This window comes from Tsukamurella hominis (assembly GCF_965137015.1).
In the GTDB taxonomy this organism is placed as follows: domain Bacteria; phylum Actinomycetota; class Actinomycetes; order Mycobacteriales; family Mycobacteriaceae; genus Tsukamurella; species Tsukamurella hominis.
Window position 1 is genome coordinate 86,863 of the sequence record NZ_CBCRZG010000012.1, and the last position, 25,377, is coordinate 112,239.

22 protein-coding genes are annotated in these 25,377 nt (G+C 71.9%); 11 read left to right on the top strand and 11 right to left on the bottom strand.

Features of this window, described 5'->3' with window-relative positions; translation table 11 throughout:
* Positions 1-92 precede the first annotated feature (92 nt).
* Positions 93-695, top strand: a complete 603-nt coding sequence (locus tag ACM9LD_RS15685; RefSeq protein ID WP_415677531.1) for a DNA-3-methyladenine glycosylase I — start codon at positions 93-95, stop codon at positions 693-695.
* Between the two features lie 21 nt (positions 696-716).
* Here the strand turns inward: ACM9LD_RS15685 and ACM9LD_RS15690 are convergent, their stop codons facing one another.
* On the bottom strand, positions 717-4,199 hold the full coding sequence (locus tag ACM9LD_RS15690) for a proline dehydrogenase family protein (RefSeq protein WP_415677532.1): 3,483 nt from the start codon (positions 4,197-4,199) through the stop codon (positions 717-719).
* 205 nt (positions 4,200-4,404) lie between these two features.
* Here ACM9LD_RS15690 and sigM point away from each other — a divergent pair, with 205 nt between their 5' ends.
* The 5 genes from sigM (at position 4,405) to ACM9LD_RS15715 (ending at position 8,475) form a co-directional block, all read left to right on the top strand.
* Positions 4,405-5,031 carry an RNA polymerase sigma factor SigM gene (gene sigM, locus ACM9LD_RS15695; RefSeq protein ID WP_415677533.1) on the top strand — a complete coding sequence of 209 codons (627 nt, stop codon included), beginning with the start codon at positions 4,405-4,407 and terminating at the stop codon, positions 5,029-5,031.
* A gap of 115 nt (positions 5,032-5,146) precedes the next feature.
* Positions 5,147-5,761 (top strand): hypothetical protein, encoded by a 615-nt coding sequence (locus ACM9LD_RS15700; RefSeq protein WP_415677534.1) that lies wholly within the window; start codon positions 5,147-5,149, stop codon positions 5,759-5,761.
* A gap of 100 nt (positions 5,762-5,861) precedes the next feature.
* Positions 5,862-6,818, top strand: coding sequence for a thioredoxin-disulfide reductase (gene trxB, locus ACM9LD_RS15705; protein ID WP_415677535.1), 957 nt, complete (start codon positions 5,862-5,864; stop codon positions 6,816-6,818).
* 38 nt (positions 6,819-6,856) lie between these two features.
* Positions 6,857-7,180, top strand: coding sequence for a thioredoxin (trxA, locus tag ACM9LD_RS15710; RefSeq protein WP_415677536.1), 324 nt, complete (start codon positions 6,857-6,859; stop codon positions 7,178-7,180).
* A 101-nt stretch (positions 7,181-7,281) separates the two neighbouring features.
* A complete protein-coding gene (locus tag ACM9LD_RS15715) occupies positions 7,282-8,475 on the top strand; it encodes an N-acetylmuramoyl-L-alanine amidase (protein WP_415677537.1) in 1,194 nt (397 codons plus the stop codon).
* A gap of 60 nt (positions 8,476-8,535) precedes the next feature.
* On the opposite strand, the gene ACM9LD_RS15720 is transcribed toward ACM9LD_RS15715, so the two are convergent.
* From ACM9LD_RS15720 to rpmH, 9 genes are all read right to left on the bottom strand, one after another.
* Positions 8,536-9,258: an acetyltransferase gene (locus ACM9LD_RS15720; protein ID WP_415677538.1), complete on the bottom strand. Its 723-nt coding sequence runs from the start codon at positions 9,256-9,258 to the stop codon at positions 8,536-8,538.
* A gap of 6 nt (positions 9,259-9,264) precedes the next feature.
* The gene (locus tag ACM9LD_RS15725; protein ID WP_415677539.1) at positions 9,265-10,296 is read right to left on the bottom strand and encodes a ParB/RepB/Spo0J family partition protein; all 1,032 of its coding nucleotides are present in this window, start codon (positions 10,294-10,296) and stop codon (positions 9,265-9,267) included.
* A gap of 2 nt (positions 10,297-10,298) precedes the next feature.
* Entirely contained in the window at positions 10,299-11,213 is a 915-nt protein-coding gene (locus ACM9LD_RS15730) for a ParA family protein (RefSeq protein ID WP_415677540.1), read from the bottom strand.
* A gap of 2,415 nt (positions 11,214-13,628) precedes the next feature.
* Entirely contained in the window at positions 13,629-14,396 is a 768-nt protein-coding gene (gene rsmG / locus ACM9LD_RS15735) for a 16S rRNA (guanine(527)-N(7))-methyltransferase RsmG (RefSeq protein ID WP_415677541.1), read from the bottom strand.
* A 66-nt stretch (positions 14,397-14,462) separates the two neighbouring features.
* A complete protein-coding gene (locus ACM9LD_RS15740; RefSeq protein ID WP_415677542.1) occupies positions 14,463-15,011 on the bottom strand; it encodes a Jag family protein in 549 nt (182 codons plus the stop codon).
* Positions 15,012-15,057: 46 nt separating this feature from the next.
* Positions 15,058-16,212 carry a membrane protein insertase YidC gene (gene yidC, locus ACM9LD_RS15745; RefSeq protein WP_415677543.1) on the bottom strand — a complete coding sequence of 385 codons (1,155 nt, stop codon included), beginning with the start codon at positions 16,210-16,212 and terminating at the stop codon, positions 15,058-15,060.
* Positions 16,213-16,318: 106 nt separating this feature from the next.
* Positions 16,319-16,579 (bottom strand): membrane protein insertion efficiency factor YidD, encoded by a 261-nt coding sequence (gene yidD / locus ACM9LD_RS15750; protein WP_415677544.1) that lies wholly within the window; start codon positions 16,577-16,579, stop codon positions 16,319-16,321.
* Positions 16,576-16,977: a ribonuclease P protein component gene (rnpA, locus tag ACM9LD_RS15755; protein WP_415677545.1), complete on the bottom strand. Its 402-nt coding sequence runs from the start codon at positions 16,975-16,977 to the stop codon at positions 16,576-16,578. Before rnpA ends, yidD begins: the two co-directional genes overlap by 4 nt.
* An 89-nt stretch (positions 16,978-17,066) precedes the next feature.
* Positions 17,067-17,210, bottom strand: a complete 144-nt coding sequence (gene rpmH / locus ACM9LD_RS15760) for a 50S ribosomal protein L34 (protein WP_081585940.1) — start codon at positions 17,208-17,210, stop codon at positions 17,067-17,069.
* A 643-nt stretch (positions 17,211-17,853) separates the two neighbouring features.
* Between rpmH and dnaA the strand changes: the two genes are divergently transcribed.
* Positions 17,854-19,347: a chromosomal replication initiator protein DnaA gene (dnaA, locus tag ACM9LD_RS15765; RefSeq protein WP_415677546.1), complete on the top strand. Its 1,494-nt coding sequence runs from the start codon at positions 17,854-17,856 to the stop codon at positions 19,345-19,347.
* Positions 19,348-19,354: 7 nt separating this feature from the next.
* Here dnaA and ACM9LD_RS15770 read toward each other — a convergent pair whose 3' ends face one another.
* Positions 19,355-20,203 carry a hypothetical protein gene (locus tag ACM9LD_RS15770; RefSeq protein ID WP_415677547.1) on the bottom strand — a complete coding sequence of 283 codons (849 nt, stop codon included), beginning with the start codon at positions 20,201-20,203 and terminating at the stop codon, positions 19,355-19,357.
* Between the two features lie 456 nt (positions 20,204-20,659).
* Here ACM9LD_RS15770 and dnaN point away from each other — a divergent pair, with 456 nt between their 5' ends.
* The 4 genes from dnaN to ACM9LD_RS15790 all read left to right on the top strand — a co-directional run bounded on the left by dnaN (position 20,660) and on the right by ACM9LD_RS15790 (position 25,376).
* Positions 20,660-21,823, top strand: a complete 1,164-nt coding sequence (gene dnaN / locus ACM9LD_RS15775; protein ID WP_415677548.1) for a DNA polymerase III subunit beta — start codon at positions 20,660-20,662, stop codon at positions 21,821-21,823.
* Between the two features lie 37 nt (positions 21,824-21,860).
* On the top strand, positions 21,861-22,745 hold the full coding sequence (gene gnd, locus ACM9LD_RS15780) for a phosphogluconate dehydrogenase (NAD(+)-dependent, decarboxylating) (RefSeq protein WP_415677549.1): 885 nt from the start codon (positions 21,861-21,863) through the stop codon (positions 22,743-22,745).
* Between the two features lie 18 nt (positions 22,746-22,763).
* Positions 22,764-23,966, top strand: a complete 1,203-nt coding sequence (gene recF / locus ACM9LD_RS15785; RefSeq protein ID WP_415677550.1) for a DNA replication/repair protein RecF — start codon at positions 22,764-22,766, stop codon at positions 23,964-23,966.
* Positions 23,967-24,056: 90 nt separating this feature from the next.
* Positions 24,057-25,376, top strand: coding sequence for a glycosyltransferase (locus ACM9LD_RS15790; RefSeq protein ID WP_415677551.1), 1,320 nt, complete (start codon positions 24,057-24,059; stop codon positions 25,374-25,376).
* Position 25,377: the final 1 nt, after the last annotated feature.

A 25,377-nucleotide genomic window follows, 5' to 3' on the forward strand; every position in this document is an offset into this window, starting at 1 on the left:
GCTGAAGCGGCGCTTATCGCGGACTTGTCGGTGCCGTGCTCTACCGTGCGAGAACGGCGCCCGCCGGGCGCTCTCGATCGAGGGGGAACGAGATGACGGAACCGAACGACGGCGTGGTGGTCGGCGAGGACGGCCTCGCCCGCCCGGCCTGGGCGGCCGACGGGCTGCTGCGCGAGTACTACGACACCGAGTGGGGCATGCCGATCCGCGACGAACGCGGGCTGTTCGAGCGGATCGCCCTGGAAGGTTTCCAGGCGGGCCTGTCGTGGGCGACGGTGCTGCGCAAGCGCCCGGCGTTCCGCGCGGGCTTCGCGGACTTCGACCCCGACGCGGTGGCGGCCTTCGACGAGGGGGACGTCGAACGGCTGATGGCCGACGCGGGGATCATCCGGAACCGGCAGAAGATCGAGGCCACGATCGGCAACGCCCGCGCCGTGATCGACCTGCGGGAGGACGGCGGGCTGGTCGAGCTGGTGTGGTCCTTCCGGCCCGACCGCACCCCCGCTCCGCGCACGATGGCGGAGGTGGCCGCCACGTCACCGGAGTCGGTGGCGCTCTCGAAGGAGCTGCGCCGCCGGGGCTTCCGGTTCGTGGGTCCCACCACCATGTACGCGCTGATGCAGGCCGTCGGCATCGTCGACGACCATCTCGTGGACAGCCACCGCCGGGGCAGTTCGGGGGTGTGGCCGGCGTGAGCGCCGCCCGGCGGCCGGGGCCTAGTGGCCCGTCCCGCCGGCGAGGTGGCCGTACCGGTGGCGGGTGGTGCTCACGGCCTGCTCGCGCAGCACACTGAGCAGCTCCCGGCGGCCCGAGAGCAGCACCGGCCCGCGGAGCACGCTGTGGCCGTGCCGCGCGGCGGCGGCCGCGACCTCCGGCTCGGGATCGCCCAGCACCCGGATCCGGACGGGCTCGGCGCGACCCGCGAGGCCGTCGGCGTAGTCCCCCGCGGTGTGCACGGGTGCCTCGAAGGGCATCGACGGGGCCTCGGGGCTCACGGTGACGTCGAGGCGGGTGCCGGTGCGGGCCGCGGCCAGCTGCAGGCGCACCAGGTCCCGCGGGCGCGCCCCGGCGCCGACGCGCACCTCCAGGTGGGGGAGCGGGCGGTACCGGAAGACGTTGGTCTCACTCGCCAGGCCGGTCGGGTCGTGCTCGACGCCGAACTCGGCGTCCCAGGCGCGGCCGTCGGACGCCGCGGCGGCGTGCAGCCAGCGCACGTCCTCGTCGGTCAGGTCCCGCGCGGCGGCGATGATCCGCTCGCTGAACACGGTGGGCGCCACCTCGGGCGCCGCCGGCACGGCGCTGTCCGCCCACCGGCCGAACTGGGCGACGTAGTTCGGGCCGCCGGCCTTGGCGCCGGGGCCGATCGAGGAGCGCTTCCAGCCGCCGAAGGACTGCCGCTGCACGATGGCGCCGGTCATGTGCCGGTTGATGTAGAGGTTGCCCGCCTCCACCTTCTCGCGCCAGTGGTCGATCTCGTCCGGGTCGAGGCTGTGCAGCCCGGCGGTGAGGCCGTAGCCGGTCGAGTTCTGCAGGCGCAGCGCCTCGTCGAGGGTCGCGGCGCGCATGATACCGAGCACCGGGCCGAAGAGCTCGGTGGTGTGGAACCAGCTGCCCTCCGCGACCCCGTCGAGGACGCCGGGCGACCAGAACCGTCCGGCCTCGTCGAGCCGGCGCGGTTCGACGAGCCAGCGCTCGCCCGGGCCGGGCTCGGTGAGGCCGCGCAGCAGTTTGCCGGCGGCGGGTTCGATGAGCGGGCCCACGGTGGTGCCGAGGTCGTGCCCCTCGCCCACGACGAGGGTGCGCGCGGCGTCCTCCAGCTGCCCGAGGAACCGCTGCGAGGAGCCGACGCTGCCGACGAGGATCGCCAGCGACGCGGCCGAGCACTTCTGCCCCGCGTGCCCGAAGGCGCTGCGCACCAGGTCGTTCACCGCGAGGTCGGGGTCCGCCGCCGGGGTCACGACCATCGCGTTCTTGCCCGAGGTCTCGGCGAGCAGGTCGAGCTCGGGCCGCCAGCCGCGGAACAGGGCCGCGGTCTCGCTCGCACCGGTGAGGACGACCGCGTCGGCGTCCGGGTGGGTCACCAGGCGGCGGCCCGCGTCGGCCTCGTCGGCGTTGACGAGCTGCACGAGGCCGGCGGGCACGCCCGCGGCGTGCAGGGCGTCGATCGCCGCTGTGCCGCAACGGATCACCTGCGGCGCGGGCTTGATGATCACCGCGGCGCCGGCCGCGAGCGCCGCCAGCACGCCGCCGAGGGGGATCGCGACGGGGAAGTTCCACGGCGGCGTCACCACGACGAGCCGGTGCGGGGTGAAGGCCGCCTCGTCGTCACGCAGGTCCAGGGCGCTCTGCGCGTAGTAGCGCGCGAAGTCGATGGCCTCGGAGATCTCCGGGTCCGCCTCGGCGACGGTCTTGCCGGCCTCGTAGGACATGACCGTGAGCAGCGCGCCGCGGCGCCGGGCCAGCTCGTCCGCGACGTGGTGCAGCAGCGCCGCCCGCTCGGCCGCGGGCAGCGCGGCCCACGCCCGCTGCGCCGTCAGCGCGGTGGCGACGGCACCGTCGACGGAAGCCGGATCCGTGACCCGCGCAGGCGGTACGACGGTGTCGGGCGTCGCGAGGGCGGTGCGCGCCCACGCGCGGTTCGCGGGGGTGGAGGGGTCGGTGTCGGGTTCGCCGGTGAAGGGCCCGTCGTGCGGGAGCGGGGTCTCGGCGGCGCGGTCCTGCACGCGGTTCGGGCCGTCCTGCACGGCGTTGCGTCGGGCGAAGGCGGTGCGGAAGCGCTCCTCCTCCACCGCGATCGCGCCGGTATCGGGGCTGAACATGGAGTACAGGAAGTTGTCGCTGGAGGCGTTCTCCTCGAGGCGGCGCACGAGGTAGCTGACGGCCACGTCGAAGTCACCGGAGTGCACGACGGGGGTGTAGAGGATGAGGGAGCCGACGTCCTCCCGGACGGCCGCGGCCTCCATGGGCGCCATTCCCTGCAGCATCTCGATGTCCAACTGGCGCTGCACATCCCGCTGCGCCGCGAGTTCCACGGCGTAGGCGACGGAGAAGAGGTTCTGGGAGGCGACGCCGATGCGCAGGGCATCGGCGTTCTCGGGGCGCAGCGCGGTGTCCACCATGCGCAGGTAGTTGGCGTCGACGTCGGCCTTGCTGCCGTACGTGGCGAGCGGCCAGTCGTGCACCTCGGCGTCCACCCGCTCCATCGCGAGGTTGGCTCCCTTGACGAGCCGCACCTTGATCGGGGCGCCGCCCGCGGCGACGCGGCGGCGGGCGAAGTCGGTGAGCCGGGCGAGGGCGCCCATCGAGTCCGGGAGGTAGGCCTGGAGCACGATTCCGGCGGTGAGGGACCGGAATTCGGGTTCGTCGAGGAGCGCGGTGAACACCTCGATCGTCAGGTGGAGGTCCTTGTACTCCTCCATGTCGAGGTTGACGAACTTCCCGCCGTCGCGGGCCGTCCGGTACAGGGGGCGGAGCCGCTCGACGATGCGGTCACGGTTGCCCTCGAGGTCCCAGGGGACGAGCTGGGCGACCACGGAGGAGACCTTGATGGAGACGTAGTCCACGGACGGGTCCGCCAGCAGCTCGTGGGTGCGGGCGAGGCGGTTGTCGGCTTCGCCCTGCCCGAGCACGGCCTCGCCGAGCAGGTTGAGGTTGAGCCGCACGCCCGTCTCGCGGGCGCGCTTCAGGCGGCGCTGCAGGTGGTCGCCGTCGGCGTCGAAGACCAAGTGGCCCACCAGCTGCCGCAGCCGCAGTCGCGCGACGGGCATCGCGATCGACGGTGCGATCCCCGCGGCGACGGTGCCGGCGCGGAGCAGCGCCGCGTCGACGGGGCTCATGAAGGCGCGACCGGGTGCGCCGCCGGCGGCGGGGGAGACGAGGCGCCGCAGCGCCTTCGCCGCCACTCGGTCGTCCTCGGGCCGCGCCACCTGGTCGACGAAGCCCATGGTGAACGCGACGCCGCTCGGATCGTGGAGCAGCGCGGCGAGACTGGAGGTGGCGGCGGCCTCCCGGCGCCCGACCTCGGCGGGGCGCGGCCCCCGGCTGGTGCGCAGCCAGCGCTGCGCGCGGGCGACGGCCGCGTCCGCGACACCGGAATCGGCGACCGTGGCACCGTCGGGCAGGGCCCCGAGGGGGCCGGCACCGTCGGGACGGGTCCCGGCGGACGGCAGGGGAGCGGACGGACGTGACGAATCGACCATGAGAGGCCTCCTGATAGCTCGCGCAGTGAAATGGAGAATCCACAGCGACGGGTGCGCCACCTGGCCTGTACGCGAGTGTAATACCGCTCACAGCGATTCCGCGAGCCCGTGCGCTATCGCAAATCCGACGGGCTTTTCCGTGTCGAAGATTGAATAGCAAAGAAATGGTCTCGAAACGGTATCGGCCACCTCTACGATCCCGTGCATGACCGAGTGGGGGAACACCATCTCGCGGTCGGCCGGGTCGGGGGATCCGGTGACCGATGTGGAGGACGGCGCCGCACGTCCGCCGGCGGGCGCGCGCGACCACGTCTCCGACGAACGGCTCCTGGCGGACGCCGCACATGGCGACGGCGACGCGTTCGCCGAGCTCTTCGAGCGCCACGCCCGCCAGCTGCGCGCGACGGCACTGCGCACCATCCGCGACTACACCGACGCCGAGGACTGCCTGCAGGACGCGATGCTGCGCGCCTTCCAGCTCTCGCCCACCTTCCGCGGGGACTGCAAGGTGGGGAGCTGGCTGCACCGCATCGTGGTCAACGCATGCCTGGACCGGGCGCGCCGCAACCAGGTGCGCACGTCGCTCCCGATGCCCGACGACCTGAGCGGCCTCGCCTCCGACGAGGGTCGGGGCGCGGAGGAGCTCGATCGCCGCCTCTCGATCGAGGCCGCGCTGCGGATGCTGCCGGAGGATCAGCGGGCCGCGGTGGTCGCCGTGGACATGTACGGCCTGTCGGTGACGCAGGCCGCGGAGCAGCTCGGGGTCGCGCCGGGGACCGTCAAGAGCCGCCGGGCTCGGGCCCGCGTCCGGCTCGAGCGTCTGCTGCGCTGATCGGCCCGTTCCCGCCGTTCACGCGCGGGTCTTTCGCAATCCGCACAACGAATATTGAAATCGTCGGGAACCGATCGGCGGGCTGGTGCGTCCAATTCATGAGAGGAGGTTTCGGATGGGCAGGGCAGTGCAGCCGGCGGACGGCGAGGACGACGATCGGCCGCTGAGCCGCGCGCAGGAGGCGCGGCTCGACGCGGCGCTGGCGGAGTACCGCGACCGCACCTTCGCGCACTGGTCGGCTCCGGAGGGCTTCTCCGCCGACTCCGCGCTCGGGGACCGCCGGATCGCGGCCGCGATCCGTGCCGCGCCGCCGCCCGTCCCACCCCGCCGCCGACTGCGGTACTCGCTCGTGGCAGCGGCGGCGGCCGTCGGCGTCCTGGCGGTCACCGTCGCGCTGAGCACCGTGCGGGAGGCGCCGGCGGAGCCGGAGTCCGGCGTGCTCCTCGCGGCGGCGACGCCGGGCGGCGACCGCGGACCCTTCGCCGACGGGGCGGCGCTCACGCGCTGCCTGGACGCGGCGTCCGTACCCGCCCGGCAACGGACGCTGCTCGGCGCGGGGCCCGTCCACGTGCCGGACGGTCGCGCGACGGTGCTGCTCCTGCCCGGTGGCCGGCTCGGCGACCTGCGGCTACTCGCCGTGACCCCGTCGTGCGCACGGGGCGAGGCCTCGTCGGTGCTCGTCGACCGCGTCCTCACCGGCGACGCGGCCGGGCGGGCGGGCACGCCGTAACCTGGGAGACGGCGGCGCGGGAACATTGTCGGGTCCGGCGCCGTTGGCACACATGTCGGCCCGGGACGACCGGGCGCTTCTTCAACAGGTTGGGTGGGTAATGACTGCAGCGGGCACCGATATCGCGGACGTGATCATCATCGGATCGGGTCCGGCCGGATACACGGCGGGCGTCTACGCCGGCCGCGCCGAGCTGACCACCATCCTGTTCGAGGGCACCAACTTCGGCGGCGCGCTGATGACCACCACCGAGGTCGAGAACTACCCCGGCTTCCGCGAGGGCATCATGGGCCCGCAGCTCATGGACGAGATGCGCGAGCAGGCCATCCGCTTCGGCGCCGATCTGCGCATGGAGGACGTGGAGTCCGTGCAGCTCGACGGCGAGATCAAGGAGGTCGTCACGGCCGAGGGCACCTACCGCGCCCGCGCCGTGATCCTCGCGATGGGCGCCGCCGCCCGCTACCTCGGCATCCCCGGCGAGGAGGCCCTGCTCGGCCGCGGCGTCAGCGCCTGCGCCACCTGCGACGGCTTCTTCTTCCGCGACCAGGACATCGCCGTGGTCGGCGGCGGCGATTCGGCGATGGAGGAGGCGATCTTCCTCACCAAGTTCGCCAAGTCGGTCACGCTGATCCACCGCAGCGAGAACTTCCGTGCGTCGAAGATCATGCTCGACCGCGCCCGCGACAACGAGAAGATCCGCTTCCTCACCGACGCCAAGGTCAACGCGGTGCAGGGCGAGAAGTCCGTCGAGTCGCTGCTCGTCGAGAACACCGTGACCGGCGCCGTCGAGACCCTCGAAGTGACGGGCCTGTTCGTGGCGATCGGCCACGACCCCCGCTCCGGCCTCGTGGCCGGCCAGGTCACCGTCGACGACGAGGGGTACGTGCAGGTCGAGGGCCGGAGCACCGCGACCGGCGTGCCCGGCGTCTTCGCCGCGGGCGACCTCGTCGACCACACCTACCGCCAGGCGATCACGGCCGCCGGCAGCGGTTGTTCCGCCGCCATCGACGCCGAGCGCTGGCTCGCGCACCACCGCGAAGCCGCCGTCGCCCAATAGTCCCGTTCCCCCGAAGAACCGCACCGAGGAGTACCGCCATGGCCGAGATCGTCACCCTCACCGACGACACCTTCATCGAGCAGGTCCTGCAGTCCGAGAAGCCCGTCCTCGTCGACTTCTGGGCCACCTGGTGCGGCCCGTGCAAGGTGGTCGCGCCCGTGCTCGAGCAGCTGGCCGCCGAGCACGGCGACAAGGTGACCTTCGCGAAGATCGAGGTCGACCAGAACCCCGGCGCGCCGCGCGACTACCAGGTGCTCAGCATCCCCACGCTGATGCTGTTCCAGGGCGGGAAGCCGACCGCCAAGCTGGTGGGCGCGAAGAGCAAGTCGGCGATCCTCAAGGAGCTCGACGGCCTGGTGTGACGCGCCGCCGCGTTGGGTCGGAGGGCCCCGAGGCCGTATCGTGTACTCGATTTCCCGTCCTGCGGGCCGCCCGCCCGCAGGAAGCTACCGAAGGGTCCTCCATGCCACGCATCAGCCTCGGTGATCACGGTGGCGCCGTGGCGGAGATCCGCGGCATCCTCGCCGACCAGGGCTTCCTCCGGGACTACGTGGCCCCCACCGACCTGGTGGTCGGCGGGTGGACCGTTCCCGAGGCCGTCTTCGACCGCCGCCTGGACCGCGCCACGCGCGCCTTCCAGCAGCAGCGCGGTCTCCTGGTCGACGGTGTCGTCGGTCCCGCCACGTACCGGGCGCTCCGCGAGTCCACCTACCAGCTGGGCGCGCGCACGCTGAGCTACATCGCCTCGGCGCCCCCGTCGGGCGACGACGTGGCGGCCCTGCAGGCCCGCCTGCAGAACCTCGGCTTCTACGCCGGCATGATCGACGGCCTCTTCGGCCCGCAGACGCACCTGGGCCTCTCGGCCTACCAGCGCGAGTTCGGCCTCGTCGCCGACGGCATCTGCGGCCCGGCCACGCTGCGCTCGCTCACCTTCCTGGGCTCCCGCGTGACGGGCGGCTCGCCGCACGCGATCCGCGAGGAGGAGCACGTGCGCAGCTCCGGCCCGCGCCTCTCGGGCAAGCGCATCGTGATCGACCCGGGCCTGGGCGGCCCGGACCGCGGCGTCGCGGTGCGCGGGCCCGACGGCCGGCCGATCACGGAGGAGGAGATCCTCTGGGACCTCGGCTCGCGGCTCGAGGGCCGCATGGCCGCCGCCGGCATGGAGACGTACCTGTCGCGCCCGCGCGGCATGGACGCCGACGACAGCACCCGCGCGTACACGGCGAACACCTTCGACGCCGACATGATGATCGCGCTGCGCACGGCGCACTACCGCAACGACCGCGCGCACGGCGTGGCCTCGTTCCACTTCGGCAACACGCACGGCGCCAGTTCCAACATCGGCCGCAACCTGGCCGGCTTCATCCAGCGCGAGATCGTCGCGCGGACGCCGCTCACCGACTGCCACTACCACGGGCGCACCTGGGACATCGTGCGCCTGACGCGGATGCCCACGGTGCAGATCGACATCGGCTACACCACCAACCCGCACGACGCGGCGGTCCTGGCGTCTCCGCAGATGCGCGACACCATCGCCGAGGCGATCCTGGTCGCGGTCAAGCGCCTGTACCTGCTGGGCGAGAACGACCGCCCCACCGGCACCTACACCTTCGCCGAGCTGCTCGAGCTCGAGGAGAGCGCCGAGAACCGGGCCTGACTGTCGGCCTCCCAGCGGCGGGGGAGCGCACCATCGGGGCCTCAGCGGCCCCGTACGGCGTCAGCGCTCCCCGGCCCTCCCCACGGGTGCCGCGGCGTCCCCCGTGCCCTCCAGCGCGGTCCTGAGGGCCGCTTCGGCGGCGCCCGCCGCGAGGAGCTGCTCGAGGGCGTGCTCGACGCCCGCCTTCCACCCCAGTCCCTCGGACAGTTCGAGGCGCAGCCGCGGGAAGCGGTGGTGCGGAGCGACGGTCTCGAAGCCCAACTGCTCCAGGAAGTCGGCATCGGTCAGGGGCGGGGTCTTGCACCCGCACGGGCCGCAATCCAGTTGTGCGACAACATCTTCCGTCAGCATTCCGACGGGGGTGAGCAGCGCGAAGGCCTCCACCGCGCGGACGCCGCGACGCACCAGGTCCGTGCAGACGGCGGTCACCAGCTCCTCCTTGACGAGCACGTCCATGCCGGGTTCGGATCCCACCCAGGTGAGCAGCACCGCGTCGGGACTGACGGGGGCGGTGGGGAACTCGGCGACCCGCGGAACGCTGCGGGGCGGCGCGTAGAAGGCGACGCCCACGACGCGCTCGGTGCCGTCGGCGGCGTGATCGATCGCGACCTGCCCGCACGAGCCCCACTCCAGCATGAGCATCGACAGCCAGGCCTCTTTGTCGAACTCGGTGTCGGTGAGGGTCTCACCGTCCGGGGCGACCTCCCAGTAGACGCAGCGGCGGATGTGCCGCGGCAGGTCGTCGAAGCCGCCCAGGGTGAGGGGGACGATCGTCAGGGCCATGCCGGGTCACTTCTCGGCGAGCAGGGCGACGATGCGTTCGAGGTCGTCGGCGGAGCCGACCTCCACGACGATCCTGCCCTTCCGCTTGCCCATCGACACCGTGACCTTCGTGTCGAGCCGATCGGCGATCCGGTCGGCCACCTCGCGCAGGCCCGGGTCGGCCGCCTGCGGGCGCTTGGGCGCCGCGGGCACGACGGTGCCGTCGCCGCGGTTGGCGAGGGTGACCGCCTCCTCGGTGGCGCGGACCGACAGGCCCTCCGCCACGATGCGGGCGGCCAGGGCGTCCTGCGCCTCGGCGCCGGCCTCCAGCGCGAGGAGCGCCCGCGCGTGCCCGGCGGAGAGCACCCCGGCGGCGACCCGGCGCTGCACGGCGACGGGCAGCCGCAGCAGCCGGATCGTGTTGGTGACGACGGGACGCGAGCGCCCGAGCCGCGAGGCGAGCTCATCGTGGGTGACGCCGAACTCCTCGAGCAACTGGGCGTAGGCGGCCGCCTCCTCGAGGGGATTGAGCTGCACCCGGTGGATGTTCTCGAGGAGGGCGTCGCGGAGCATGTCGCCGTCGGCGGTCTCGCGCACGATCGCGGGGATCGCGGTGAGGCCGGCCTCCTGGCTGGCGCGCCACCGACGCTCGCCCATGACGAGCTGGTAGCGCACGTCGCCCTGCGGCCGGGGGAGCGGTCGCACCACGATGGGCTGCATGAGCCCGAACTCGCGGATCGAATGGACGAGCTCCGCGAGCCCCTCCTCGTCGAAGACGGTGCGCGGCTGCTGCGGGTTCGGCTGGATCGCCGCGGGGGCGATCTCCCGGTACACGGCGCCGGACTCCGCGAGGTCCGACGGTGCCGCCTCGTCCTTCGCCGCCTCGGGCCGGGCGGCGGGCGCGGTGCGCTCCCGCGGGCCGTCCGCGGCCGGGGTCGCCGGCCGGGCACCGATGATGACGTCGGCAGCGGCGTTGCCGAGCCGCGGACCCTCCTCCGGTCCGGTGGGGATGAGTGCGGCGAGACCGCGGCCGAGGCCGCCCTTCTTCTGCCCGGCCATGACTACACCGCCTGCCCGGCGCCGCGGAAGGCGAGCTCGCGGCCCGCATCGAGATAGCTCATCGCGCCGCGGGAGCCCGGGTCGTAGTCGAGGACCGTGGTGCCGTAGCCCGGCGCCTCGGAGACCTTGACGCTCCGCGGGATGGTCGCGCCGAGAACCCGGTCGCCGAAGTGATTGCGGACCTCCGCGGCCACCTGGTCGGCGAGCTTGGTCCGCGCGTCGTACATCGTGAGGAGCACGGTGGACACGTGGAGGTCCTTGTTCAGGTGCGACTGCACGAGCTCGATGTTGCGGAGGAGCTGGCCCACGCCCTCGAGGGCGTAGTACTCGCACTGGATGGGGATGAGGACTTCCTTGGCCGCGACGAGCGCGTTGACCGTGAGCAGCCCCAGCGACGGCGGGCAGTCGATGAAGATGTAGTCGATGCCCTCGGCCGCGGGACTGCCGAGCGCGTTCTTCAGGCGGGTCTCGCGCGCCACCATGCTGACGAGCTCGATCTCGGCGCCGGCGAGGTCGATCGTCGCGGGCACGCAGTAGAGGTTGGGGGAGTGCGGGCTCTGTGCCATCGCTTCCTCCAACGTCGTCTCGCCGAGGAGGAGCTCGTAGGTCGACGGGACGCCGGAGCGATGGTCGACGCCGAGCGCCGTGCTCGCGTTGCCCTGCGGGTCGAGGTCGACGACGAGCACGCGCAGCCCCTGCAGCGCGAGCGCCGCCGCGAGGTTCACCGCCGTGGTCGTCTTACCGACGCCGCCCTTCTGGTTCGCGATCGTCAGGACGCGGCGCTCGAGAGGCTTGGGCAGGGTACCCGCCGCCCCGGGCGTCAGGACCTGGCTGGCGCGGCGAGCGGCCGCGGCGATGGGGGTGTCGTCTTCAGTGGTTCCACGTGAAACGTCGAAGCCGGATTCGTGATCAGTCACGCGCTCTCCTCAGCTGTTGACCCCATCCTAGTTTCTCCGTCGGGGTGCGTCAGCCCGGCCTCCGCGACCGCCGTCGTCCGACGACTGGGCACGGTGTTTCCCGTGAAACCTCCGCGTGCCGTCGGCGCACGTCGCCCCGCCGACGGTGCGCTGCCGTCCCGGTCTGAACGGGGTGCGGCTCGACGCCGGCGGGGCGGGATCCGGGGCACGCGCCGGGCGCGTCCGTGTGGCCGCTCGCGGGGCCCCGGCGCGGGGAAGTGGACTCCGCACGCGCGCGACGCGTGCGGTCCCGACCCGGGAGTGGTCACCACGCCCCGACGCACACGACGGCGGCCGATGGTCCGCGGCCCGGCGTGAGCACCACGCCCGCCGCCATACAAACACCGCCCTCCTGCGCGAGGATCACCCGGCGGCTTCTGAACGCACCCGGCCCCCGGTCGCACGTAGGTCGCTCCCGTCCGCCGTTCACCGTTCGCCACTCGTCGTCCGCGGCACTCGTCGTCCTCAGCGCGCGGCACACGTTCCGCGGCCGCTCCGCCAGATCGCGCGGTCGGATCGCGCGGTCGGATCTGACGCGAGGCGGCGTCGCCAGTCGCTCCCTCCGACAGCGCCCGCGCCGGGGTGTTCCACGTGAAACCACGCGCCCATCGCGCGGGCGGACGGCCGGCCGTCACAGCACCGTCGCCATCCCCGCGGGCGCCCGTCCCTGTCGCGCAGATCGAGCTCGCCCGTACGTCCGCACCGCGAACACCCGCGACGCGCGCTGCGGTCCGTCTCCGCAGTCGACCCGTCGCGCACCCGATCCGTCGACGCGGAGACCGACGTTCCCGCGCGCGGACACTGCAGTCTCCTCCCGGCCCGCCCACGACCGCACCGCCGCGGGCGCGCACACCGGACCACCGCGCGGTGCACCGCCGCGCCGGGTCTGGCACATACCTGATCCGCGACCTACTGGTCCGTCGGCGGTCGACGTTCGTGCGTCGGCCGGCGGACGGTCCGCCGGGTGTCGAGCCGCCTCCGGTGCACGCGCCTGCCGCGTGTCATCCACCGCTCGATGATCGCGGCGTCTCGGGCGGCGCGTGAAGCCCGCGCCCCTCGGCGCGGTTCGGGCTGGTTTCCCGTGAAACACGCGCCCGGTCGCTCCTCCCGCCGTGCGCGGGGCGGGGTGTTCCCGTCGTCCCGCGCCCGAATCAGCTCCCCGGCGCAGCCCCGGACGCGCCGCGACACCACCCCGCCGCCCGATGTCGCGCATCACTCCGCACCACTGCTGGCTGCGTCGTGCGCTCACGCTCTCTCAAGGTCACGTCCCGCCGAGGGTCATTGGTCTCCGCGTGCACCGTGCCACCCCGCCGGCACCCGCGTTGCACGGTCGCCCGGACGCGCGCCTCCGCAGCTCGCCGCGCCGACGTCTCCGTTCCACGTGAAACACGGGTGAACCCCGAGTCAGTCACGTCGGCGCACCGGCCGCCCGCGGGCCTCTCCGCCAACGATCTGCGAGCGCCGGCCACCGGCTCCTCCGTCGAGCACCGCGCCCTCGATTGCGCGCACGGCCGAGTCGGTGTCCCTCGTCCTGCGCGGGGGTCGCCGGTCGCGGACGCGCTTGCGAACTCCCCGCCGCCGCGTCAGACGCACCGCCTCTCCAACACCCACCCGTTCATCGGCGACGAGCACGGCACTGGTCGCCTCCGTCGACAGCGGGGGAGTGGCCGACCCCGGCGCCGTGGCCCGATCCGTCGGCCGCGGGATCCGCCGTGCGACGACCCCGCGCCGTCGCGCGCCACGTCTCCGGCCCACGCTCCGCGGCGAGCCTCCCCTCCATCCCGAGCCGGTCTCCCCAGGGGGCACGCACCTCGCCCATCGGGCTCGCGGGGCACGGCGCGCCGAACCTGCGCCGCCGGCTGTGCGACGACTGCGCACCCCCCCCCGCCAACCCACGCACAGTCGCGGCACGCCCCGTGCGATACCAGGAAGGAGGACTCCAGCTCTCCGCTGTCGACGGGCGGCATACCGTCGAGGCGGCGGGGAGGTGTCGGCCGGATGCGGAGGAACCGATCGGCCCGCGCTCGATCTCCGACCGCCGCCGCCCCTCCCGCGGCACGGCATCCGGCCCGGGCCCCACGCCCGGCCCCGGCACGCCGATGCCGCGGCGCCGGAGTGGCGCGGAGAGTTTCAGGGATTCCGGAGCGACCTCGCGCGGACCTACCACCGACCGGCCCGCGGGACGGAGCTCTGCGAGGGACGCCCTCGACGGTCGGCCGCCGGCGTCGTGAGCCTCAGATTTTCGGGACGCTCGTACCAGAGTGGGAGCCGGGAGCGCCGTCGTGAAGCAAGCGCAAGCTTCTCTATGTCACGTGTCGAAACAACCCGTGGGTGGATGGGTGCATCGACATCATGCCGTAAATGTCCGTTTGTGGACTAGCGGCGAGCCTTCGCTCGCTTCTTCGTCGCCGGCGCCCGACGAACGGCGCGCACCACGGTGGTAGCCGGATCGACGATCCCGACGCCGCACAGGACGACCTCCGGATCGCGCAGGCCCGCCTTGGTCAGGATCGCGCCGTGCTCCTCGATCTCCTCCGCTGCGCGCGACCCCTTGAGCGCGAGCAGCCGGCCGCCGTCGCGGAGCAGGGGAGCGGACCATGGGGCGAGCTTGGGGAAGCCGGATACCGCGCGCGACGTCACTGCGTCGGCACCGCCCACCGCATCCACGACCGCGCGCTCCTCGGCCCGCCCGCGGACGACCCGCACGTTCGGTAGCCGCGGTCCGCAGAACTCCTCGAGGAAGACGGCGCGACGCAACAACGGTTCGACGAGGATCACCTCGACGTCCGGCCGGGCGATCGCCACCGGCACGCCGGGCAGGCCGGCGCCGCTCCCGATATCGACGAGGGTCTCGCCGGCCTCGAGGAGCTCGCCGAGCACGGCGCAGTTCAGCACGTGCCGCTCCCAGAGCCGCGGCACCTCGCGCGGGCCGATCAGTCCGCGGACCACGCCGTCGGTCGCGAGCACGCCGGCGTACTCTTCAGCGAGCGCGAGCCGATCGCCGAAGACCTCCTGCGCGACCGGGGGAGCGGGGGGCAGCGCGTCCACACTCGCCTCGTCGTCGGCGGACTTCCCCGCCACCTCGTCGCGCCGTTCCACGTGAAACCTCTCCTGTAACAATCGCACACACCGGTTCCGGTCCATCCGGCCCGGAAACGACGATGGGCCCCAGGCGCACGGCCCGGGACCCATCGTTCACCTACGTCCAGTCTAGGCGTTGGGAAGCACCACGACGCGGCGGTTGGGCTCCGCGCCCTCGCTCTCCGAGCGGACACCGTCGACCTTGGCGACGGCGTCGTGGACGATCTTGCGCTCGAACGGCGTCATCGGCTTCAGCGACTCCTTCTCGCCGGACTCCGCGACCCGCTGCGCGATCTCGGTGCCGAGGCCCGACAGGCGGGTCCGCCGGCTCGCGCGCCATCCGGCGACATCGAGCATCAGGCGGCTGCGGTCGCCGGTGGACTGCTGCACCGCGAGGCGGGTCAGCTCCTGCAGGGCGTCCAGCACCTCACCGCGCTGGCCCACCAGCTTGGTGAGGTCGTCGCCGCCGTCGATCGCGACGATGGCGCGGCCGCCCTCGACGTCGAGGTCGATATCGCCGTCGAAGTCGAGGATGTCGAGCAGCTGCTCGAGGTAGTCGGCGGCTATCTCGCCCTCCTCGACCAGGTCGTCGTCCGCGCTCACAGGGCTCTCAGCCGGGGCCTCGGCGACAGCCTCGGTCACGGTCTGCTCCTCCTCGACGGTCACGTCGTCAGGCATGGGTACTCCTTGGGAATTCGATCATCAGGGGTTCGTGGGGCCGCGCTCAGCGCTTGCGCTTCTTGTTCCGATTGCGCTGCTGCTGGTTGCGCTGCTGCTGCCGCGCGTTGGCGGACGGGTGCTGGGCCTTCGGCTTGGCACCGGGGGTGGGCTTCGACGGTGCCGCCGGCTCGGCCGCGTCCTCGGCATCGCCCGACACCGTCTCCGCTGCCTTGGTGAGGGACGTCGCCGTGCCGGCCTTCTTCGGCTTCGCACCGGGCTTCGGGGCGTTCTCCGCGCGCTTCTCCTGCGCCAGGCGCTTCTTCTCCTCGTCCTCCTTGTCGAGCTTGCCGAAGACGATGTGCTGCTGGCAGTAGGTCCAGATGTTCTGGGTGACCCAGTAGATCAGGATGGCGACGGGCAGGAAGAAGCCACCGACCAGGACGCCGATGGGGAAGACCCACAGCATGAGCCGGTTCATGATCGCCGTCTGCGGGTTGTCCAGCGAGGCGACGGGCTGGCGGGCGATCGAGGCGCGCGAGTTGAAGTGCGTGGCCAGCGCCGCGATGATCATCAGCGGCACCGAGAGAGCGATGATCCACCACTTCTCGAAGTTCGGCTCGATGTACGCGATCACGCCGTTCGCGTCGGGCGGGCTCACGGGCATGAAGGCCTGGAACTGCGCGACGGGCTCCTGGACGTACGAGGACAGCGGCACGCCGAAGAGGCGCGCGTCGAGGAAGCTCTGCACGTCGGTCGCGGAGAAGAAGTAGTTCGCCGTGTGCCGGGTCTCGTAGGCGTTCATGTCGGGCGAGCCGAACATCTGCGCCGTGCCACCGCTCATCCGGTTGAACGACCGGAGCACGTGGAACAGGCCGATGAACACCGGCACCTGCAGGAGCGCGGGGAGGCAGCCGAGGAGCGGGTTGAAGCCGTGCTCCTTCTGCAGCTTCTGCATCTCCAGGGCCAGCTTCTGCCGGTCCTTGCCGTACTTCTTCCGCAGCGCCTGCATCTGCGGCTGGAACTCCTGCATCTGCCTGGTCGTCTTGATCTGCCGGACGAAGGGCTTGTACAGGATGGCGCGCAGGGTGAGCACGAGGAAGATCACGGACAGGGCCCAGGTGATCCCGCTGTCGGGGCCGAGGCCGGGCACGAAGGAGAAGACCTTGTGCCAGACCCACATGATGCCCGACACCGGGTAGTACACGTAGTCCAAGGACATCGGATTGAAACTTGACACGGGGCGGTGCTCCTTGCCGATCTATTTCGAACAGGTTCGGGGCGCGGACATTCGCGCATCGGATGGTGGAAGCCGCTGGCAGCGGCGGCTATTCGGGGACGGGGTCCCAGCCGCCGCGGTGCCACGGTCCGCACTTGAGCAGGCGAATGGTACTGAGGTACACACCCTTGACGGCGCCGTGCGCCGAAAGCGCCTCCACCGCATACTCGCTGCAGGTGGGGGTGAACCGGCACGTCGGCGGCCGCACGGGGGAGATCCAGGTCCGGTACAGCTGCACCAGAGAGATCAATGCCCGCCGGGGCGCCGCCCGCAGCGTCCGTCCGGCACTCGTCCCCGGTTCCTCGGTCACAGCGCCCCTAGCTTCGCCAGGCCCGAACGCAGTTGCGCCGTCAGCTCGTTCGCGTCGTCGTCCGCCGCCGCACGCAGGGCGCGGATCACGACGAGGGCGCCGTCGTCCAACTCGCCGGCCACGGAAGCGGCGGCGGCGCGCAGTCGGCGGGCGACGGAGTGGCGGATCACCGCATTACCCACCGCTTTCGAGACCACCAGGCCGACACGAGGCGCCGGGGTCACCGGATCGGCCGCGGACACGACGACGCCCGGTCCCCCCTCGGAAGGGGGGACCGGGCTCGTCTTCGTCGCTGTCGCCACGTGCACCACGATGGACCGGCGACCCACACGCCTGCCGCCTTTGACCGCCGCGGCGAAATCGCGCGACGAGCTCATGCGGTAGCGGGCGGGTAACACGTCAGTGGTCTGCCTTCTTCATCGCCTTTGCAGCAGCGCCACCGCGACCGGGCGAACCGGTGCGCGGTGGCGCTACGCGAGAGGGGAAATCAGGCCGTCAGCTTCGCGCGGCCCTTGGTCCGACGCGAGGAGACGATCGCGCGCCCGGCACGGGTGCGCATACGGAGACGGAAGCCGTGCACCCGCGCGCGGCGACGGTTGTTCGGCTGGAACGTCCGCTTGCCCTTGGCCACGGTGACACTCCTTGTTCAGTGGACGGCGCTGGTGCGCCGCCGTTCGGTGGACGGAAATCTTCGGCGGCACATGAAGCTCGACTTGAGGTCGAACTCGCCCGACGGATCGGTGTGCGCACAGACCGGTCAAGACTACTTATCCCCACTGACAAGGTCAAACCGAGGCACCCGGTGTCGCGTGACGAGCCTCACAACGGCCCCGACGCGACACGCCGAGCGCCCCCGACATCCCACCGCTTCCTGCGGGAATGTGCGTTGTGTTGAGGACCGCGCTCCACTCTGTTAACTTTGCCGAATGCGATTGCTGAGCACGGCCGCGGCGCCCCGTGGACCCCGAGCACGGCAGCTTCGGGCCGATCGGTACCGGGCGTGTAGCGGGCTCGGTGCTGCACCGTAATCCGGTTCGCCCGGAGCACTGACCCGCAGTTCTACGACCTCGTCGTTCCCCAGCCGAAGCCAACGGCTGACAACACCTGTACCCGCAGTCCTCCACACCTGTGGATGAATCTGTGGAGTACAGTTCGTGCGCAGGTCGGGCGGGGTGCGGTTATGCACAGCCCGACATGGAACCTGTGAACGTGTGACGAGTACGCCGGTCGGAAGCCGGAGACCGAAGGCTTTCAGAACCGGGGTGGAGGACCTGATGACCGTTGATCCGCTGATCGAGACGTGGACCGCCGTGGTCGACGAACTCTGCGGAGACAACACCGACCGCACCCTCACCAAGCAGGAGAAGGCCTGGCTCAAGCTCGTCCAGCCGCTGACCCTGACCGAGGGCTTCGCGCTCGTGGCCGTGCCCTCCCAGCTCATGAAGGACGCGATCGAGCGGAGCCTCCGCGAGCCGCTCGTGGCGGCACTCACCTCGCGGCTGGGCCAGGACGTGGAGCTCGGTGTCCGGATCTCGCCCGACGCGACGCCGCCGGCCGCACCGGCCGCACCCGTCGCCATAGCGGTGGACGAGGGCCCCTCGGGCCCGAGCACCGCCGACCTCACCGTTCCCGTGAGCGAGATCGTGGCGGGGTCCCCCGGCGCACCGTCACCGTCCGTCCAGCTGCCCCCGCCGATGACCGGCCCGGGGACCAACGGCACCGCCATGACCGGATCGTCCGGCTCGAGCCTGAACCAGAAGTACACCTTCGAGACGTTCGTCATCGGCGCCTCGAACCGGTTCGCGCACGCCGCCGCCTTCGCGGTCGCCGAGGCACCGGCCCGCGCCTACAACCCGCTCTTCATCTGGGGCGAGTCCGGGCTCGGCAAGACCCACCTCCTCCACGCGGCCGGCCACTACGCCCGCCGCCTCTTCCCGGGGATGCGCGTGAAGTACGTGTCCACGGAGGAGTTCACCAACGACTTCATCAACTCGCTCAAGGACGACCGCCAGGTCCAGTTCAAGCAGCGCTACCGCGACGTCGACATCCTGCTGGTCGACGACATCCAGTTCCTCGAGGGGAAGCTGGGCATCCAGGAGGAGTTCTTCCACACCTTCAACACGCTCCACAACGCGAACAAGCAGATCGTGGTCTCCTCCGACCGCCCACCGAAACAGCTGGCGACGCTGGAGGACCGGCTGCGCACGCGGTTCGAGTGGGGCCTGATCACCGACGTCCAGCCGCCCGAGCTGGAGATCCGCATGGCGATCCTGCTCAAGAAGGCGCAGATGGAGCGGATCCACGTGCCGCCGGACGTGCTGGAGCTCATCGCGACCCGCATCGACCGCAACATCCGCGAGCTCGAGGGCGCGCTGATCCGCGTGACGGCGTTCGCGTCACTCACGCAGACCGACGTGACCTACGAGCTCGCCGAGATGGTGCTGCGCGACCTCGTCCCCGACACCACGACCATCGAGATCTCCTCCAGCACCATCCTTTCCGTGGTGGCCGAGTACTTCGAGATCTCCGTCGCCGACCTCAAGGGCACCGAGCGCGCGCGGGCCGTGACGCACGCGCGGCAGATCGCCATGTACCTGTGCCGCGAGCTGACCGAGCTGTCCCTGCCGAAGATCGGGCAGATCTTCGACCGGGACCACACCACGGTCATGTACGCCGAGCGGAAGATCCGCAAGGAGATGCCGGAGCGGCGCCGGGTCTACGACCAGGTGCAGGAACTCACCACGCGCATCAAGCGCCGCAGCCAGTAGCCGCGGGTCAGCGGCCGGCCGAGCAGATGAGCGGACCGCCGCTGCCGTCCGTGCTGCTCTCCTCGGAGACGACCTTGCCGTTGCGGGTGATCGAGCAGCCCACGTCGCCCGTGTAGCCGAGCACCGTCACCGTGACCATGAACGCGTCCGAGGTGAACGCCTTGGACCACGGGAGCGGCTGCGAGCCGAACAGATTCGTATCCGGCACGCCGACCGTCACCAGCTGCGCCGAGCCGCTGCCCGTGACCTCCACGCGCCACTGGCGGGCGTCCGGGCCCGTGCTCGAGCCCCCGCCGAAGATGGGCGGGATCGAGATGCCCGACGGGACGCCGCTGGGCAGCGTGATGCCACCCGGCCTGCTGCTCGTGGTCGTCGTGGCCGGGGGAGTGGTCGTCGTCTCCGACGAGGCGGTCGTGTTCGACGGTCCGCCGCTGGTCGCCACGAGCGCGACGATCACCGCCAGGACGAGCGCGAAGACCACCGCCGCCGCGGCGATCCACAGCAGCTTCCGGTTGCCGCCCGAGCCGCCACCGTCGCCACCGGAACCGCCGCCCGGGCCTCCCGGGCCGGGGGGAGGGCCCTGCGGCGGAGGGGCGCCGTGCTGGCCGTACTGATCGCCGTACGCGCCCGGCGCGTAGCCGAGCTGATAGCCACCGTCGTACTGCTGCGTGGGCGGGCCCTGCGGAGCCGGCCCGGGAGCCCCCGCGGGGCCCGACGGCGGCGCCTGCGCGGTCCCCGGATCGCCGGGACGCTCGTATTCCCGTGTCGGCTTCGGCACATTCGGCGTGCCCGGCCCGACGGGGTAGTTCTGGCCGCCCGGGTGCTCTCCAGGGTGCTGCGGATCCGGATATCCCATGGTCACACCGTACGCGCCGGGCGGTCGCCGGAGAACTGTGAGTTACTCACCAGTACTGCACACACCCTGTGGATGAATCACCGAAATCCCAGGAGTGACCTGGGGAGAGTTCATCCACAGGTTTCCACAGGCGGCGTTCCTCACCAATCACACGGATGTAGTTCCACAATCCCTGCGGCGCGTCGTCAACACCCCGACACGCCACCCGCGCTGCACCGACGGCGAGTTTCCACATCCTCCACAGGCCCTATGACGATGACATATTTCTTCATTGGATACTTCTTCTGAAAAGAGGCGGAGTGAAGGTCCGGCGTGCCCCGCCGGCCCGAACCCGTCGTTCGGTCCGGCGGCCACCTGAACGCCACCGGATCAGTCCGGCTCCTATAGCATCGAAGACCTCACGGTCGTGCCCGCCACGCCGTACCCGAACGACCCCCACCGAAAGGCCCCGTCGGCATGAAGTTTCGCGTCCCGCACGAGGAGTTCGCCGAATCCGTCGCGTGGGTGGCGCGCAGCCTGCCCTCGCGCCCTCCGGTGCCGGTGCTCGGCGGCGTCCTGCTCACCGCCGGTGACGACGGCCTGACCGTCTCGGGATTCGACTACGAGGTCTCCGCCCAGGTGCGCGTCGCCGCCGAGGTGGCCGACGAGGGCCAGGCCCTGGTCTCCGGCCGCCTGCTCGCGGACATCACGAAGGCGCTGCCGAACAAGCCGGTCGACGTGCAGCTCGACACCACCCGGGTCGCGATCACGTGCGGCAGTGCGAAGTTCTCATTGCCGACGATGCCCGTCGAGGACTATCCGCAGTTGCCCGAGCTGCCGCAGCAGACCGGCGCCATCGAGCGCGGAACCTTCGCCGAGGCGATCGCGCAGGTCGCGATCGCCGCCGGCAAGGACGACACGCTGCCGATGCTGACCGGCATCCGGGTCGAGATCGAGGGTGAACGCGTCGTGCTCGCCGCGACCGACCGATTCCGGCTCGCGGTCCGCGAGTTCGACTGGCAGCCCGCGTCGTCCGACGTCAAGGCCGCGGTCCTGGTGCCGGCGAAGACCCTGTCGGAGGCCGCGAAGACCTTCGCCGTCGACCCCGAGGTCGGGATCGCGCTCGGCGCCGGTTCCGCCGTCGGAGCCGATGGCCTGCTCGGCGTGGTCGGCGCGGACCGTCGGACCACCACCCGGTTGCTCGACGCGGACTTCCCGAAGTTCCGGCAGCTGCTGCCGGCGTCCCACACCGCCATCGCCACCATGGAGATCGCGCCGCTGCTCGAGGCGATCAAGCGCGTGGCCCTCGTCGCCGACCGCGGCGCGCAGGTCCGGATGGAGTTCGCCGACGGCTCGCTGCGCCTCTCGGCCGGCGGTGACGACGCCGGCAAGGCCGAGGAGGAGCTGCCCGCCGACTTCCAGGGCGAGGCGCTCACCATCGCCTTCAACCCGGGCTACCTGCAGGACGGCCTGGCCGCGATCCACACCGAGTCGGTCACCTTCGGATTCACCACGCCCAGTCGGCCTGCGGTGCTGCGCCCCGCGGAGGAGAATGGCTACCAGCCGGACGACTCCGGCGCGTTCCCCGCGCCGCAGAGCCCGTACACGTACCTGCTCATGCCGGTGCGCCTGCCCGGCTGATCGAACCGTCGTCTCCGCACGGAAGGGTGCCGCGAACATGCAGTTGGGTCTGATCGGTCTGGGCAAGATGGGCGCGAACATGCGCCAGCGGATCCGCAACGCGGGCCACGAGGTGATCGGCTACGACCCCCGGCCCGAGGTCACCGACGTGCCCTCGCTGGACGCGCTCGCCGAGTCCCTCGCCGCGCCGCGCACCGTCTGGGTGATGGTGCCCGCCGGCGACATCACCCGTGAGACGGTGCGCAAGCTCGCCGACATCCTCGAGCCCGGCGATCTCGTGATCGACGGTGGCAACTCGCGCTACACCGACGACCAGGTGAACGCGGAACTGCTCGCCACCAAGGGGATCGGCTACCTCGACTGCGGTGTCTCCGGCGGCGTCTGGGGCCTGGAGAACGGCTACGGCCTGATGGTCGGCGGGGCGAACGCCGACGTCGAGCGCGCCATGCCGATCTTCGACGCCCTGCGCCCCGAGGGCGAGCGCGAGGACGGCTTCGCGCACAGCGGCCCCGTCGGCGCCGGCCACTACGCCAAGATGATCCACAACGGCATCGAGTACGGCCTGATGCAGGCCTACGGCGAGGGCTACGACCTCCTCGAGGCCGAGCCCCTCATCGAGAACGTCGCCGGCACGCTCCGGGCCTGGAGCAAGGGCACCGTCGTGCGGTCCTGGCTGCTGGATCTGCTGGTCAAGGCGCTCGAGGAGGATCCGGGCCTGCAGGAGATCACCGGCTACACCGAGGATTCGGGCGAGGGCCGCTGGACCGTCGAGGAGGCCATCCGCCACTCGGTGCCGGCGCCCGTGATCGCCGCGGCCCTGTTCGCGCGATTCCAGTCGCGGCAGGACGATTCGGACACGATGAAGGCGGTGTCCGCGCTGCGCAACCAGTTCGGCGGGCACGCCGTGCGACGCGCGGACTGACCGGGGCCGACTGCTCCTTTGTACGTCCGCCGGCTCACTCTGCACGACTTCCGGTCCTGGGACGACGTCACCGTCGACCTGGAGCCGGGCGTCAGCGTGTTCGTGGGTCGCAACGGTTTCGGCAAGACGAACCTGGTCGAGGCGCTGAACTACGTCGCCACGCTGGGTTCGCACCGCGTCGCCACGGATCAGCCGCTCATCCGCGTCGGCGCGGACGCCGCGTCGGTGGCGGCGACGGTGCACAACGCGGGCCGCGAGCTGACCGCGGAGATCGACATCGTCGCCGGCCGGGCGAACAAGGCGCGGATCAACACCGCGCCGTGCCGGCGGCCGCGCGAGCTGCTGGGGATCCTTCAGTCCGTGCTCTTCGCGCCGGAGGACCTGGCGCTGGTCCGCGGGGAGCCCGGCGGCCGCCGCCGTTTCCTGGACGATCTCGCGATCCTCCGCACGCCCCGGATCGCCGCGGAGAAGGCCGATTACGAGCGGGTGCTCAAGCAGCGCACCGCCCTGCTCAAGACCGCCTACGCCGCCGCCCGCCGCGGCGGTGGTGACGCGGAGTCGATGCTCTCGACCCTCGACGTGTGGGACGCGCAGCTCGCGCGATTCGGCGCGGAGGTGCTCGCGGCCCGGCTGGAGGTCGTGGCCTCGCTCGCGCCGCACCTCACCGTGGCGTACGCCGCGCTGGCGCCGCATTCGCGGGCCGCCACCGTCGCCTACACGAGCTCCCTGTTCGAGGACTTCGACGGTGACCCCGCCGCCGCGTCGGTGGCCGAGCTGGAGGGGCTGATGCGGGAGGGCCTCGCCGCGGCCCGCCAGCGGGAGATCGAGCGGGGCGTCTGCCTCGTGGGGCCGCACCGCGACGACCTCGACCTGCGGCTCGGGAACGAGCCGGCGAAGGGCTTCGCCTCGCACGGCGAATCCTGGTCGTACGCCCTGGCGTTGCGGCTCGCGTCGCTGGAACTGTTGCGGGCCGGGGGATCCGAGCCGGTGCTGCTGCTCGACGACGTCTTCGCCGAACTCGACGCGAAGCGTCGGACGGCGCTGGCGGAGGTGGCGGCGGAGACGGAACAGGTGATCGTCACCGCGGCCGTCCCGGACGATCTGCCTCCCGCCCTGCGGTCGGCGACTTTCCAGGTCACCGTCGACGGGCCCGCCGATGCGCGCGTCTCCCGGCTGGCCGCCCCTGAGCCCGGCGATCCGGGGCCGTCTCCTGCGGTGTAGACCCCTGCCGCGTACAGTTCCACTGTTCGTCCCAAATGGGAATGATTATTGATAACGGCGTGTCAGTGACGTCGTCGGAAGGGGTGAGCGGTGCGCATCGCGATCGCATGCATGGGCTCGCGCGGCGACATCAGCCCGCTCCTGGCGGTGGCCCGCGTCCTGCGGGACCGTGGCGACGTGGTGACGATCGGCTGCACGATCGAATCGCAGGGCCACGTGGCCGCGCACGGCTTCGAGCCGCACATCCTGACGACCCTGAACCTCAAGGAGTTCCTGCAGTCGCCCCAGGGCCAGAAGAAGTTCTTCGGCGCGAGCACCACGACGCAGCTGCGGGAGGTGGGCAAGCTCGCCGACTCGCACGCGGACGAGTTCGACGAGCGCCTCGCCGAACTCTGCCGGGACGTGGACTGCGTCATCAGCACACGCATCATCGAGGAGCGGGCCGCGCTGGTCACGCACCGCGCGGGCGTGCCCCTCGTGATGGTCGAGTACTTCCCCGGCGACGTGCACAGCACCGTCCCCAATCCGCTGCTGGGCCCGCGCTTGCAGGACGTCACCGCACGGATCCCGGTGCTCCTGCCGCTGACCTACCGGATCTTCAACATCGGCTGGGCCCTGAGCATCTTCGGCAAGACGGTGGAGCTCGCGAAGCGCGTCGACTACCCGCGTCGCGTGATCAACCCCCGCTCGGTGCTCGCGGGCCGCGACATCCTGCGCGTCGAGGCCTTCGGCCGGGCACTGGTGCCCCCGCGGTCGCGCGAGGACGCGCGGCACCCCCGCATCGGCTTCATCCGCATCGAGGGCCGGCCGGCGGATCGCACCGAGCGCGACGCGATGATCGAGGCCTGGCTCGCCCGGGACGACCGCCCCGTCGTCTACGTGGGATTCGGCAGCATGCCGGTCGTCGACTTCGACGGCGTCGTCGGCGGTCTCGCCGAGATCCTGGCAGGGGACGGCATGCGCGTGCTGGCCGTTCCGGGCTGGTCGGCCCGGACCCGCGACGAGGTGGTGAACACCCCCGACCTGCTGATCGTGCCCGACGTGGACCACGACACCGTCCTCCCGCGCTGCGCCGCGGTCGTGCACCACGGCGGGGCCGGTACGACGGCGATCGCCGCCGCCTCCGGGAGGCCGTCGCTGGTGTGCAGCCAGGCCTTCGACCAGCACTTCTGGGGGAGGCGGATCGAGGCCGTGGAGGCCGGTGCGATCCTGCCGCGCCGCCGGATGACCGCGGGGACCATCGCCGAGGGCGTGCTGCGGCTCGTGCGGGACGAGCGCATCGTCGACGGTGCCCGGCGCACCGGCGCGGTCGCCGCGGAGGACCTGGGCGGCCGCGACGAGTTCCTGGCCGCGTTCGACGCCTTCCTCGCCGAGGTCGACGGTGCTCGCGCCGCGGCCCCCGGTCGCTGAG